Annotated in this window: 15 protein-coding genes; all 15 read left to right on the forward strand. The window is 54.1% G+C overall.

Annotated elements, in window-relative coordinates:
- The first annotated feature begins 71 nt into the window (after positions 1-71).
- The 15 genes from FZE95_RS10005 (at position 72) to FZE95_RS10075 (ending at position 12921) form a co-directional block, all read left to right on the forward strand.
- A complete protein-coding gene (locus FZE95_RS10005) occupies positions 72-845 on the forward strand; it encodes a ThuA domain-containing protein (protein ID WP_150300742.1) in 774 nt (257 codons plus the stop codon).
- Positions 846-878: 33 nt separating this feature from the next.
- A complete protein-coding gene (locus FZE95_RS10010; RefSeq protein ID WP_150300743.1) occupies positions 879-1637 on the forward strand; it encodes an SDR family NAD(P)-dependent oxidoreductase in 759 nt (252 codons plus the stop codon).
- Between the two features lie 29 nt (positions 1638-1666).
- A complete protein-coding gene (locus FZE95_RS10015; protein ID WP_150300744.1) occupies positions 1667-2278 on the forward strand; it encodes a glutathione S-transferase family protein in 612 nt (203 codons plus the stop codon).
- A gap of 78 nt (positions 2279-2356) precedes the next feature.
- Positions 2357-3538: an aromatic ring-hydroxylating oxygenase subunit alpha gene (locus FZE95_RS10020; protein ID WP_223825023.1), complete on the forward strand. Its 1182-nt coding sequence runs from the start codon at positions 2357-2359 to the stop codon at positions 3536-3538.
- 51 nt (positions 3539-3589) lie between these two features.
- Positions 3590-5017, forward strand: a complete 1428-nt coding sequence (locus FZE95_RS10025) for an FAD-binding protein (RefSeq protein WP_150300745.1) — start codon at positions 3590-3592, stop codon at positions 5015-5017.
- A 134-nt stretch (positions 5018-5151) separates the two neighbouring features.
- Positions 5152-5676 carry a nuclear transport factor 2 family protein gene (locus tag FZE95_RS10030; RefSeq protein WP_150300746.1) on the forward strand — a complete coding sequence of 175 codons (525 nt, stop codon included), beginning with the start codon at positions 5152-5154 and terminating at the stop codon, positions 5674-5676.
- A 2-nt stretch (positions 5677-5678) separates the two neighbouring features.
- Positions 5679-6209 carry a nuclear transport factor 2 family protein gene (locus FZE95_RS10035; protein ID WP_150300747.1) on the forward strand — a complete coding sequence of 177 codons (531 nt, stop codon included), beginning with the start codon at positions 5679-5681 and terminating at the stop codon, positions 6207-6209.
- Between the two features lie 66 nt (positions 6210-6275).
- Positions 6276-7598, forward strand: coding sequence for an aromatic ring-hydroxylating oxygenase subunit alpha (locus FZE95_RS10040; RefSeq protein ID WP_190324545.1), 1323 nt, complete (start codon positions 6276-6278; stop codon positions 7596-7598).
- Between the two features lie 112 nt (positions 7599-7710).
- On the forward strand, positions 7711-8145 hold the full coding sequence (locus tag FZE95_RS10045; protein ID WP_150300749.1) for a VOC family protein: 435 nt from the start codon (positions 7711-7713) through the stop codon (positions 8143-8145).
- Between the two features lie 143 nt (positions 8146-8288).
- Positions 8289-9275, forward strand: a complete 987-nt coding sequence (locus tag FZE95_RS10050; protein ID WP_150300750.1) for a thiamine pyrophosphate-dependent dehydrogenase E1 component subunit alpha — start codon at positions 8289-8291, stop codon at positions 9273-9275.
- The gene (locus FZE95_RS10055) at positions 9272-10267 is read left to right on the forward strand and encodes an alpha-ketoacid dehydrogenase subunit beta (protein ID WP_150300751.1); all 996 of its coding nucleotides are present in this window, start codon (positions 9272-9274) and stop codon (positions 10265-10267) included. The genes FZE95_RS10050 and FZE95_RS10055 overlap by 4 nt, the downstream gene beginning before the upstream one ends.
- 20 nt (positions 10268-10287) lie before the next feature.
- Positions 10288-10518, forward strand: coding sequence for a biotin/lipoyl-containing protein (locus tag FZE95_RS10060; protein ID WP_150300752.1), 231 nt, complete (start codon positions 10288-10290; stop codon positions 10516-10518).
- The gene (locus FZE95_RS10065; protein WP_150300753.1) at positions 10518-11279 is read left to right on the forward strand and encodes a 2-oxo acid dehydrogenase subunit E2; all 762 of its coding nucleotides are present in this window, start codon (positions 10518-10520) and stop codon (positions 11277-11279) included. Before FZE95_RS10060 ends, FZE95_RS10065 begins: the two co-directional genes overlap by 1 nt.
- Positions 11280-11309: 30 nt before the next feature.
- Positions 11310-12086 carry an SDR family NAD(P)-dependent oxidoreductase gene (locus FZE95_RS10070; protein ID WP_150300754.1) on the forward strand — a complete coding sequence of 259 codons (777 nt, stop codon included), beginning with the start codon at positions 11310-11312 and terminating at the stop codon, positions 12084-12086.
- Positions 12087-12297: 211 nt separating this feature from the next.
- The gene (locus FZE95_RS10075) at positions 12298-12921 is read left to right on the forward strand and encodes a TetR/AcrR family transcriptional regulator (protein WP_223825024.1); all 624 of its coding nucleotides are present in this window, start codon (positions 12298-12300) and stop codon (positions 12919-12921) included.
- The last annotated feature ends 30 nt before the right edge of the window (positions 12922-12951 follow it).

Below are 12951 nucleotides of genomic sequence, written 5' to 3' on the forward strand. Positions count from 1 at the left end.
AGAAACGGTTGATTTTGACACCTGCTCCTCAAGGAGCAGGTTGTTCACCAGCAGAAACAAGATAGGACGCCATGAATACACATACTAATCACGCAGACAGCATCAACTGTGTTTTCGTCGCTGCAGGGAAGTATCACGATATCGACTTTGCGCGCCTGGAACTCCTGAAGCTGCTTGCTGAAAATGAACGAATCAGGGTCCGGGTATTTGAAGATTACTCAAATATTGAAGCGATAACGAATGCGGACTTTCTGGTTACTTATACGTGCGAAGTTATACCCAGCCTGGATCAGCAACAGGCATTGCGCAGCTGGCTTGAGCAAGGCGGGCGTTGGTATGCACTGCACGGCACCAATTCCATCCTGCGTTTCCTGGACAATGGTCTGGTCGATACCCCTGACTGGGCCAATCACTTTATGGAAACGCTAGGGAGCCAGTTTGCTTCTCACCCGCCAATTGGCCCGTTTACTGTGCGAGTGGCCAAGCCGGAGGATCCGCTGGTAGAAGGAATCGAAGACTTCGAAGTTGTCGACGAGCAATATCTGGTCGACCAATGCGCTGACATTGATGTCCTGCTTGATATCAAGTTTGAAGGCGAAACGCCGGGCTTTGTACGCGATCAATGGCTTCCTGAGCGGCATCCTGTGTTGTATCGCAGGCCCTTGGGAAAGGGTGCTGTTCTTTATCTGACACTGGGCCATTGCCGCGGGCATTACGATCTCAGGCCACTGATGGACTATTGGCCCGATGTGGACAGGTGCTCGTGGAAGTCCCCTGTTTTTTATGAACTGCTTCGTCGAGGGCTGGCCTGGGCCAGTGAACCGGCGGTTGAGCGTAAATGCTGATTGTTAAAACAGCGTAATCATTAGGAGAATGTCATGGAACTAGGTCTACGTGGAAAGAAAGTCATCATCAATGGTGGGAGCCGTGGTCTCGGGCGCGCTGCTCTGGAAATGTATGCAGCTGAAGGCTGTGATATGGCCTTCTTCTCCAGGGATGCCGCCCGTGTCGCCGAGACGGTGAAAGTGCTTGAATCGCACGGGGTCAAGGTGTTCGGTGATGCGTTGGACATGAACGATAGCGAAGCCTATAAGAACTGGCTGATCTCAGCGGCAGAGCGGTTGGGCGGGTGCGATATCTTCATCCATAACGCGAGTTCTTCCGGAGCTCAGGGCACCACCGATTGGGATATGACCTTCCGGCTGGACATGATGGGCGCAGTGATTGGCTGTGAAACCCTGGAAGAGCATCTGAGCGCTAGCGGTGAGGGGTCGGTCATACTGATGTCCAGTACCGCAGCGATCGAGACTTTCATGGTCCCGCAGGCATTCAACGCCATCAAGGCCGCCATCATTACCTATGGCAAGCAACTGTCGCAGGCCTGGGGAGAAAAGAAGATCCGGGTAAACATGGTATCTCCCGGGCCGATTGAGTACCCAGGTGGTAACTGGTCAGCAATCAAAGAGGCAATGCCGGAGCTGTATGACCAGACTCTGTCGCAAATGTCACTCGGTCGGTTCGGCGAGCCAAAAGACGTGGCTGGAACAGTGGTTTTCCTTTCCAGCCCGGCAGCGTCTTACATCACAGGAACCAATGTGGTGATCGATGGCGGTTATACCAAGCGGGTGCAATTCTGACCACGTGAGCTTGAGACAGGAGTGCATTCATGAAGCTCTATAATTCTATAGGTCCTAATCCCCGCTTGATTCGGTTGTTTACAGCCGAGAAAGGTGTACGCCTGTCTCTTGTTGAGGTGGATATCATCGCCGGTGAAAACCGGCAACCTGCCTATCTGGCGGTCAATCCCACGGGTACGACGCCAGCGATTGAACTGGATGATGGGTCGCAGATTGCCGAAACGACCGCTATCTGCGAGTACCTGGAAGAACTCCTTCCTTCACCGGCATTGATCGGTACTAGCGAGAAGGAGCGCGCCCATACCCGTATGTGGTGGCGCAGGGCCGATCAGATGATCGTTCAGCCGCTTACGGCAGGTTTCCGGGGAGCCGAGGGGTTCGAACTTTTCAAGAATCGGGTTCCATGCTACCCGGATGCAGCGGAGGGATTCAAACGCGCGGCGGGGGAGGGCTGGAGGTGGTTTGAAGCGCACAGCAAGCATAACGAGTTCATATGTGGTTCACGCTGCACGGTAGTAGACCTCCTATTGTTATGTTTCGCAGATTTTGGCGAGCAGGTCGGCCAGCCCATACCCGAAGACTGCCCGCATCTTCATGCCTGGTTGGCTCGAATGAGGAAGCGGTGTATTGGCACCGACTAGTATTTTTGTTCAAGAACTCGCTAATGGCCCAATAGACCTTACTTCTAATAACAAAAGCGCTTGAAGAGGAAAGAACCAGTGAGCAATCCAGACAAGCAGCAGGAATACAACCTGATCGCCGCTCGGCTGTTGGAACACGTGGCGCAGCGCACTACCGATATGGCTGATCAGAAGATGGCGGTTCCGAGCAGCAGTTACTCAGATCCGGTGCGCTGGAAACAGGAAATAGAAACCGTTTTCAAGCGCTTGCCGATACTCGTTGGGCTATCTGGGGAGCTTCCTGACCCCGGTTCCTATAAGACCAAGAACATGCTTGATGTGCCGCTCCTGCTTACCCGCCTCAAAGATGGTTCAGTGCGCGCCATGCTCAACGCCTGTGCACACCGCGGCATGCAGGTGGCAGAAGGTGAAGGCAAGTGCGACAAATTCGTCTGCCCCTATCACGCCTGGCTTTATGGAAACGATGGCGCTTTGAAGCGGGTCTATGGCGAAGAGACCTATGGCGAAGTCGACAAGGCGGCGATGAGCCTCACCCAGTTACCTGTGTATGAAAGCGGCGGGCTTATTTTTGCCGTGCTGACCCCAGGTCTGGAGGTGGATTTCAAAGATTTTCTTGGGGGCATGATCGAAGATATCGAGAATCTTGGGTTTGCCGATTGGCATTATTGCGGTCAGAGGGTGATTCACGGCGCGAATTGGAAGGTCGCCTATGACGGATACCTTGAAGGCTATCATTTCGCGGCAGCGCATCCTAAAACCATCAATCAGCGTACCTACTCCAATATCATGGATTTTCGCGGTTACGGGCCACACCTGTTGATTGCCTTTCCCCAGCGCAATATCGAAAAACTGAAAGAGGTTCCGGAGAACGAACGATACAAGCATGAGAACGATGGCTATGACTTTGTGCGGACCATTTTCCCTAACACGTCGATATTTGTCGCGCCTGAAATAACCCAGGTCGCGCAGCTTATCCCCGGTCCGACGGTGGGTGAGAACACGACCATCTTGCATTATATCCATCGGCATAAACCGGAAACTGCCGAAGAGACTCAGAAGCTTGAAGAGATGATGGACTGGCTGCAGGAGGTGGTTCAGACAGAGGACTATGACCTGGGGCTTAAAGTGCAAGGGGGCATGGCATCCGGTGCATTCGAGAACGTGACTTTTGGCCGGAATGAACGGGGTAACCAGTATTTCCATCGCTGGCTGGATTATTACTTGAATGACGATCCGCAACGACAACCGCCACAGCTCTAATGCGTCGCAGCAAGGGCGATCTGAAAGAGCATATGCCATGAAAGCGAGAACATGATGAATTGGAATATCGAAGCGGATGTCGTGGTGGTTGGATACGGTATTGCGGGCGCCTGCGCGGCTATCGAAGCGAAGCAAGCCGGTGCTGAAGTATTGGTACTGGAGCGTGCCAGCGGGGGAGGTGGGTCAAGCGCCATGTCATCAGGCATTTTCTATCTGGGTGGCGGTACGCCGGTACAAAAAGCTTTTGGTTATGACGATACCGCTGAAGAAATGTACAAGTTCTTGATGGCCTCAACAGAAGCCGAGGATCCCGAAGCAATCAGGCTGTTCTGTGACAATAGCCTTGAACACTTCCACTGGCTGGAGACTCTGGGCGTCCCCTTTGAGCGAAGTGAACACAAGGAGAAAGCTGTATTTCTCAATACCAGCGAATGTCTTTTCAGTACCGGTAACGAGAAAGTCTGGCCCTACAAACTGATAGCGCGCCCGGCGCCTCGCGGACACAAGGTCGCAGGGATAGGCGAAAATGCAGGTGCCGAGGCAATGAAAGCCATCCTCAAGCGTTGCGAGGATCTGGGTATCAACGCCGAATACGACTGCCAGGTGCAATCGGTGATCCGTGATGAGCAAGGCCGAGTCGTAGGGGTCGAAGCCAGGCGAAATGGAGAGACGCTCCGTATCGGCGCTCGCCGCGGGTTGATCATGGCCACGGGTGGTTTCGCCATGAACCGCGAAATGGTTTGTGCAAACGTACCCTTGATGAGCGAGACGGCTGAGCCTCTAGGTATTCCGTCCACGGACGGCTCTGGCATCATTATGGGGCAGAAGATTGGCGCCGCGACCGCCGCCATGGACGGGGTGATAGCAACGGGCTCCATCTATCCCCCGGGGCAATTGATCAAAGGCATTCTGGTCAACAAGCTAGGCAAGCGTTTTGTCGCCGAAGATTCCTATCACGGTCGTACTGCATCCTTGGTCATGGAGCAGCCGGATCAGACTGCTTACCTGATCGTCGATGCTGAGGTTTTTGCCTATCCCGAGATCACCTCGGCCCAGCACCAGCTTGTCGACGGCTGGGACACCATTGAAGAAATGGAGACTGGGCTGGATATGCCGGTCGGGGCGCTGCAAGCAACCATGGCGCGCTACAATCAATACGCAGCGGAGGAAGCAGATCCTGATCTGTTCAAAGCAGCGGAGTGGCTGAAACCCCTCGATCAAGGGCCCTATGCGGCGTTCGATATCTCCTTCAACAAATCCATCTATCTTTATATGACCCTCGGCGGTTTGAAGACCAACGCCCAGTCTCAGGTTCTTGATCCGTCTGGCTATCCCATTCCCGGATTTTATTCGGCTGGCGCCTGCGCTGTGCACATTCCCAGGACAGGTAAAAGCTACGCGAGCGGCATGAGTCTTGGGCCTGGTTCGTTTTTTGGACGGATAGCGGGGACTCAGGCCGCGCGCAATGAGCGGGCCTAACATCGCTACGGACAAATAAAAAACAGTTTGACTTGTTTTAAGCACGGGTAGTATGGTTTGTTTATCACCGGATCCAGGCCTTAACGGGTATCCCGGCTACCAATATAAATCAAATAATCAGGTATGGAGGCACCATGACCCAGTATGCCGATCCGGCACTTCTCGAGGTAGAGGCCAAACAGGCGCTTCACCAACTCAATGCGCAAGTCGCCCGGGCTTTTGATCGAATGGATCGTTGCCTGATGGTGACATTGTGGACTGAGGATGCTGAGGTGGACTGGGGCAAGCATCAGGGCGACGCCAAAGCTTTTGTGGTGGAAAGCACCTCGCCCGACAATACGCTGGAGCGCACCTTCTCTTCTATTTCCAATGAGTACTTCGAGATTGATGGGAATAGCGCTCGAGGCGAAGTATACGTCATCAACATCAGCACTCTCATCAAGGATGGCAAGAAGGAAGATCGCCTTATCGGTGGCCGTTTCCTTGACCAGTATCGTAAGGAGCAGGGCGCTTGGAAGATTGCCAAGCGCAGCTTCGTGCATGACTGGAATATGAACCTTCCTACCACCGCGGTGCTGGACGAAGGATTGTTTGCCCAGTTCCGTCTACGCGGTGAGCGCAGTCAGAGTGACCCCGTTTACGCATTGTTCGGAGGTTGATCATGGAGCCGGCCGAGAGAATACTTGCGATAGTTGATCGTCAGGCGATCAATGATCAGATGACCCGGTACATACAGGCGGTGGACCGCTGCGATCTGGAGCTGCTCAAGTCCGTGTTCCACGCCGATGGCGTTGTCGATTTTGGCGTTTTCGAGGGCAATGCCTGGGATTTCTGCGAGCAGAACATACCCTTCATCAAGGAAAATCTGGTGATGGGCTGGCATCGCTTTACCAATGTGGGCTTGGAGCTGGAGGGTGACCGGGCCAGAGCAGAGAGTTACATGCTTGGCAACGCTGCCGTGCGCTTGCCAGACGGCAGCCTGATCAATTGTCCGGATAATATGCGCTACCTCGATGTATGGGAGAAGCGCGATGGGATCTGGCGAATCTTTTCCCGGGATCTGGTGCTCGACTGGAACGCTTCGTGGGCGTTCAGTCAGCGGTCAGACGGCGAGTTCGAGCAATACCAGCTTCAGGGTCAGCGTGATGAGAGTGACCCGGTCTATCAGCATGGTCTGATTCGACCGCTTTGATCAGAAAACAACAATAATCCGGTCTCTCAACCTGTTATGGCTGAGGCTGGGAAGGAGTCTATGGATATGAATGCGTCTTTATCGTTGGCTGAACGTACTCGTCAGGCATTGGTTGATGGAAAAGAAATTCTACGCGGCGACCCGATCTCCGGTGATAGATATTACAGCAAGGAGTTCATGCAGCAGGAATGGGACCACATGTGGACGCGCACCTGGCAGGTGGGTGCGGTCGAAGCGCAGTTTCCCGATGCTGGATGCGTGGTCACACATGAAATTGGTCGCGAATCAATTTTGATGGTGCGTGACGACGAGGGCCGTATCCGAGCGTTCTATAACGTATGTCAGCATCGCGGCAACCGCATGGTCGAGTGTGAAGAGACCAAGGTACGCCGCCTGGTTTGTGGATACCACAGCTGGTGTTATGGCCTCAACGGCGACTTGTTGATTGCCAAGGACTCGGAAGATTTCCCGCAGGGAAATCCGGTCGGCAAACTCAATCTCAAGGAGCTTTGCTGTGAAACCTTTGGGGGCCTGGTCTGGTTCAATATGGATCGCGAGGCCAAGCCCTTGCGTGAATCGCTGGGCATCGTCGCCGATCAGCTCGAAGCTTATGAAATGGACAAAATGGTCCGTGTCATGCACCTTACCTGTGAAGTGAACTGTAACTGGAAGGTGATTCAGGACAATTTCAACGAAGCCTATCACGTGAAGGCGTTGCACAAGGAGCTGGCAACGCACATTGATGATGACTATCAGAACACGACTTTCCAGATATTCAACAACGGCCATAGCCGCATGTTGATGAAGGGCTCCTTGCCATCCGGTGGGGGCAAATCCAAAAGGGTTCAGGCGCCGCTAGACGACATCATGCGCGGGTGGGGGCTGGATCCTCAGGAATTCGAGGGGCGGGTTCATGAGGTCAGGCCTGCGCTGCAGAAGCAGAAACGGGCGCTGGGTGAAGAGCGTGGTTATGCCCAATACGCAAACCTGACGGACGATCAGCTATCGGATTATTACCACTACACCTTGTTCCCCAATATGTCTTTCACCATGGCGGCCGAGAGTTACCAGATTCTGCGCCCGCAGCCGCACCCGACCGATCCCGAGAAATGTCTGTTTGATCATTGGTATTTCGTGCGTCCGGCCAAGGGCGAGAAGGAGGCGGTCACGCCGCTTGGCATGTGGCCGATGGAGGCTGCCGCTCATGAGGTATTCATGCATGGGGAAAGATCCATGGGGTTCGTTGCAGACCAGGACCTGAGTGTGGCCATCGCCCAGCAACAGGGGCTGCACTCCCGCGGCTACGAGGACGCCTATCTAGCGGGGCAGGAGTCGCGAGTGCGTCGTTATCACGAAGTGATCAATGACTATATTGCCGGCCGTGTTTGAGCTGCTACTGACCTGACGGGAAGGCGTGCATCAAGTGCGCCTTCTTTCTCTTATTCTTGGTTCGCGGGCGTGAGTGCGAACTGTCGCCTCAGCCGACAGGAGCGTTACCTTTATGATTAACGCCATACATCACGTAGCTGTATCCACAGCCAGCCTGGACAGGTTGGCTGCGTTCTACTCCGAAGGCTTTGGTTTTGTTGAAGAAGGGCGGGTCGATTGGGAGGCAGGGGAGGAGGCAATTAACAATATTATGGGGTTGCCGGAATCTGCCGCTCGAACCGTTATGCTGCGCCTGGGCGATATGCGTCTGGAGTTATTTCAATTCGAGCAGCCTGTGCCGCCTGTAGTCGATAACCTGCGACCAGTTCACCATCATGGCATCACTCACTTCTGTTTTGATGTTACCGATATCGATAAAGTCTGTGAGCGCCTCCAGGCACTGGGGGCTTCGTTTCACTGCGTTCCCCAGGATTTCGGGGATTCCAAGACTACATACGGCCGGGATCCCGACGGCAACGTTTTCGAGCTTACCGAATTCCTCGATTAAAGCATGCAAAGGGTTATGCGAGTTATTGCTGAATAATAGCTTGCATGTTTGCCCTGCCGCTGGCTAGAATCAATAAAAACAACCCTGTCGGTTTTAAACATTCAGGGTATAACCAATAAAAGAGGCACACATGCGAGGTAACCATGACTGATTCCAGGTCTCCCGATACGGCCACGCTACTTGACATCTATCGCAAAGCGACACTGATCAAGACCGCTGATGACCGATTTATCGAATTGATCAAAGCCGGGCAGATTGCCTCGCCGTACTACTCACCTCGCGGGCAGGAGCTGGTGCCATCTGCCATTTCAGCCAATCTGCGTACCGACGATTATGTGATAACCACCTATCGCGGAATACACGATCAGTTGGCCAAGGGCATTCCGTTAAAGCCTTTCGTCGCGGAATTCATGGGGCGGGCCACCGGGACCTGTAAAGGCAAGGGCGGGCCGATGCACATCACTCATATGGCTTCAGGTTTGCCAGTTACGACGGGCGTGGTCGGCTCCGGCTTGCCGATTGCGAATGGTTTTGCCTGGGCTTCGCTGCTGAAAAAGACCGGTCAGGTCACGGTGGTGAACTTCGGTGACGGCGCCTCAAATATCGGTGCTTTCCATGAAGCTCTCAATCTAGCCTCAGTCTGGAACCTGCCGGTCGTTTTCGTTTGCCAGAACAACGGCTACGCGGAACACACCAAGTACGAATACGGAACGGGTGCACAGAGTATCGTCGATCGCGCGATTGGGTATGGCATGCATGGCATTCAATGCAATGGCAATGACGTGGTCGAAATGTGGTCGGCGGCTCGGGAGGCAATAGAGCGCGCGCGCAACGGTCAGGGCCCGACGCTGTTAGAGGCCAAGACGTTTCGCTTCCGTGGTCATTTGCTTGGTGACGATGGCCATTATATTTCCAAGGAGATTATGGAAGCAGCGGTGGCGGCAGACCCGATGCCTAAGTTCCGTCGCTGGCTATGCGACGAGGGTCATGCCTCCGAAGAGCAGCTACAAGCCATTGAAGACGACAATCGGGAGCAGTTCGAAGAGGCGGTTCAGTTTGGCTTGAACAGTCCCTATCCCGACGCTTCGGAGTTGGGCAAGGATGTATTTGCTGAGGGGGTAGGGGTATGAGTGAAGTAAAGAAAAAACGCGTGAATATGTCCCAGGCCATCAACCTGGCAATGCACGACGCGATGGCGCTGGACGAAAATGTCGTCACGCTCGGCGAGGATGTTGCAGATCGAGAAGGTGGCGGCGTGTTCAAATGTACCGCCGGATTGTCCGAGGCCTTTGGCACTGACCGAGTGAAGTCCACGCCCATTGCCGAACAGGCGATTATGGGCGCCGCGGTGGGTGCTGCGCTGGCGGGCATGCGCCCGGTAGCCGAAATCATGCTGATGAACTTCATGACCGTAGCAATGGACCAGGTTGTTAACCATGCAGCCAAGCTGCGCTTCATGACCGGCGGGCAGACCAACGTCCCGCTGACCATTCGTACTACTACCGGGGCTGGCTTTGGTACTGGCGGCCAGCATGCCGACTATCTGGAAGCCTGGTTTGCTCATACTGCCGGCATGAAGGTAGTCGCTCCCTCAAACCCGGCAGATGCCTACGGCCTGTTACTGTCCTGCATCTTTGATGACGATCCTTGCCTGTTCATAGAAGGTTTGCCGTTGTATTTCGCCATGGGTGACGCGCCGGTGCAAGGCGAGCGTATTCCGCTCGGCAAGGCACGTATTGCTCGTCAGGGCAGCCATGTAACCATTGTCAGTTACAGCAGAACCATGGTTGAGGTAATGCAGGTGGCCCAGGAGCTGGAGAAGCAGGATATCTCCGTCGAGGTCATCGACCTGCGCACTATTTCCCCGCTGGATATGGATACCATTCTTGAATCAGTAGGCAAAACCGGACGCCTGGTGGTTGCCCATGAAGCCCAGGTGGATTTTGGAGTAGGTGCAGAAATCGCTACGCGTGTGCACAAGGAGTTGTTCGGTCAGCTCAAGGCGCCGGTCGGGCGGGTAGGCGCGGCACGTTCACCAGTACCTTTTTCCAAGGCTCTCGAAGATGTCTTCATCCCGACCAAACAGCGCATTACTGATGCGGTATTTGAAGCCCTTAAATAAAAACAGAATGGAATGATCTTATGGCTACCGAAATTCTTCTTCCCAAGTTGGGTTTTTCTGTAAACGAGGCGCTGCTGGCCGAGTGGCTGGTCGCGGACGGAGCGGCCGTGTCCAAGGGTGATCCGCTTTATGCCATCGAAAGCGAGAAATCGATGCAGGAGATTGAAGCCCCAGCTGACGGCACGCTGCGCATCCTGCAAGAAGCTGGCGAGAGTTACGAAGTGGGAACCGTGATCGGAGAGCTGGTCTGATGAGCGGCAACGATAGCAATATCTCCGCCTGGCCGGCTAATTTACCGCCCATGCCTGAAGTGGACTTCACACAATTTGGTGAGGTTGAGCGGGCAGAGCTATCTCGCCATCAACAATATGCGGGTGCTTTTCTGGGCCGTAATTGGGCCCACATTCCTCACGTGACCCACAACGATGAAGCACCGACTGAAAAACTAAACGCTTTTCGCCGTGCTTATGGAGCAGAAATTGGCTGCAAGCTCACACCGCTCCCGTTCTTGATCAAGGCGCTGGTCAATTCGTTGAAGGAGTTTCCGATTTTCAATGCATCACTTGCCACTGGGGGCAAGCAGGTGGTGTTGAAGAAATATTATCACGTGGGCATAGCGGTCGAGACGGAGAAGGGGTTGCTGGTTCCGGTGATTCGGGACGCCGACCGGAAAACGGTGGCCGATTTACAGAATGAATTAAATGAAAAGGCAATGAAGGCTCGAACCAAGGGTCTGCCGATTAACGAGATGTCCGGTGGTTGCATGACAATCAGCTCGCTCGGCTCCATTGGCGGCACCTCCTTCACGCCCATTATCAATGCACCTGAGTTGGCGATCCTCGGGATAACCCGCGAATTCGAACGCTTGGTCATGGAGGAGGACGAAATAGTAACTCGTCGGTTCATCCCGCTATCCCTGAGTTATGACCATCGGGTTATCAACGGTGCCGATGCCGCCCGCTTCTGCCGCTTCTTCGCGGATCAGCTTGTCCAACCAGAGCTGCTGATATAGCACCGGTTGAGTCTAATAAGGACACTAATAATGAAAAATATCGTTGATCAGTTTTACTTGCATGACCGTGTTGCGCTGGTCACCGGTGCGGGGTCGGGGCTCGGTGCACATTTTGCGCGGATATTGGCACAAGCGGGGGCTTCCATTGTTTGCGTAGGCAGACGCCTGGACCCGGTTGAAAACGTGGCGACGGAGATTGTTGCTGACGGTGGGAAGGCAATCGCTCTGAGCATGGATGTCACCAATACGGCGAGCATACATGCCGCTTTTAATGTTGTGCAGGAACAATTAGGGCCCATTGATATACTGATTAATAACGCGGGACTGTCCAACCCTGCTCCGTTCGAGGAAATGAGCCGCGAGCAATGGACCTCCCTGGTGGATGCAAACCTGTCCGGTCCATTCTACGTCGCGCAGGAAATGGCCAAGCGGCTTATTGCTGCGGGCAAGCCTGGCACTATCATAAATATCGCTTCCATCCTTGGGCATCTGGCCCGACCGCAGTTCCTCAATTACGGAACCACCAAGGCTGCGGTCATGTCCATGACGCAGTATATGGCGCTTGATCTGATGCCCTACGGGATCCGCGTCAATGCGATTGCTCCCGGCTATTTCCCGAGCGAGATGACGAACCCTTTCTATGAGTCTGAAGCGGGTAAACGAGAAATTGCCTCACTGCCTATCAAGCGACTTGGGCGGCACGATGAGCTTAACGGTCCGCTGCTGTTATTAGCCAGCGAGGCAGGGTCTTACATAACGGGCAGCGTATTGACCGTTGACGCGGGCCACTCGGTACGGCTTACGTGAGCGCTAATGTGCCTATGTTTTAAAACAAACATGATGCTCTTTTTTGATGTAGAATATGAGGCATTCGCCTGAACTGTTTCGCTACGGAGTCAAAAAGGCCCACGGAGTCTAAATGGCAAATCAAAATACGCTTGAAAAACGCACGAGTCGTAGGCCCGCTCGCTATTCCGCCTCGGATGGGGCCGGTTGGCAGGCAGAAAAGAGCCACTTGATGCGTTTGCATATCCTCGATGCGACCATGCAATGTCTGGTCGAGATTGGATATACCCAGACGACTACCGAGAAAATCGCTAAACAGGCGGGGGTTTCTCGGGGCGCTATGACCCATCACTTCAAATCGCGGGCCGACGTCTTCGCCGCTGCAGCAGAACACATTACTGATATTCGGGCCCGTGAGTATGACGAGGCGATACAGGCTGTGACACTGAAGACGGGGAGCTTTCCGACGGTGGAAAGCATGCGCGAAACGCTCGCTGCGCTGCAGGCGTATTACATGAAGCCATCGTTTCTGGCGTTTCATGAGTTGATCCGCGGCGCCAGGACCAATGAACTGCTCAATGACATCATGAGTCCGCTCGAAAGCGCGCTGGATCAACGGATCTCCGCGAGCATGATGGCACGCTTTCCCGTATGGGCTGATCCTGACATGAAAGAAGCAGGGGAAGTTTTGCGAGACTTGATCATGCATTCGCTGCAGGGGGTCGCTTTGAACCCGGCGCCTTATCTGACTGGCGATCGTTTGCACCGGCTGCATGAATTGCTGGCACGCACTGCGCTGGGCCAGTTTGATGAGCTGCTTTCCAAGCGCGAGTCTTCCCTCGCTATAGCGAAATAAACTTTCTTGATATGCGAGCCAGGGTTGCTA

This window comes from Pseudomonas profundi (assembly GCF_008638305.1).
Lineage (GTDB): Bacteria > Pseudomonadota > Gammaproteobacteria > Pseudomonadales > Pseudomonadaceae > Halopseudomonas > Halopseudomonas profundi.

Coding starts and splice junctions, on each gene's coding strand:
- FZE95_RS10050 (WP_150300750.1), top strand. CDS start 8,289: ATGACTGATTCCAGGTCTCCCGATACGGCCACGCTACTTGACATCTAT.
- FZE95_RS10075 (WP_223825024.1), top strand. CDS start 12,298: ATGCGTTTGCATATCCTCGATGCGACCATGCAATGTCTGGTCGAGATT.
- FZE95_RS10025 (WP_150300745.1), top strand. CDS start 3,590: ATGATGAATTGGAATATCGAAGCGGATGTCGTGGTGGTTGGATACGGT.
- FZE95_RS10030 (WP_150300746.1), top strand. CDS start 5,152: ATGACCCAGTATGCCGATCCGGCACTTCTCGAGGTAGAGGCCAAACAG.
- FZE95_RS10040 (WP_190324545.1), top strand. CDS start 6,276: ATGAATGCGTCTTTATCGTTGGCTGAACGTACTCGTCAGGCATTGGTT.
- FZE95_RS10045 (WP_150300749.1), top strand. CDS start 7,711: ATGATTAACGCCATACATCACGTAGCTGTATCCACAGCCAGCCTGGAC.
- FZE95_RS10065 (WP_150300753.1), top strand. CDS start 10,518: ATGAGCGGCAACGATAGCAATATCTCCGCCTGGCCGGCTAATTTACCG.
- FZE95_RS10035 (WP_150300747.1), top strand. CDS start 5,679: ATGGAGCCGGCCGAGAGAATACTTGCGATAGTTGATCGTCAGGCGATC.
- FZE95_RS10010 (WP_150300743.1), top strand. CDS start 879: ATGGAACTAGGTCTACGTGGAAAGAAAGTCATCATCAATGGTGGGAGC.
- FZE95_RS10005 (WP_150300742.1), top strand. CDS start 72: ATGAATACACATACTAATCACGCAGACAGCATCAACTGTGTTTTCGTC.
- FZE95_RS10060 (WP_150300752.1), top strand. CDS start 10,288: ATGGCTACCGAAATTCTTCTTCCCAAGTTGGGTTTTTCTGTAAACGAG.
- FZE95_RS10055 (WP_150300751.1), top strand. CDS start 9,272: ATGAGTGAAGTAAAGAAAAAACGCGTGAATATGTCCCAGGCCATCAAC.
- FZE95_RS10070 (WP_150300754.1), top strand. CDS start 11,310: ATGAAAAATATCGTTGATCAGTTTTACTTGCATGACCGTGTTGCGCTG.
- FZE95_RS10015 (WP_150300744.1), top strand. CDS start 1,667: ATGAAGCTCTATAATTCTATAGGTCCTAATCCCCGCTTGATTCGGTTG.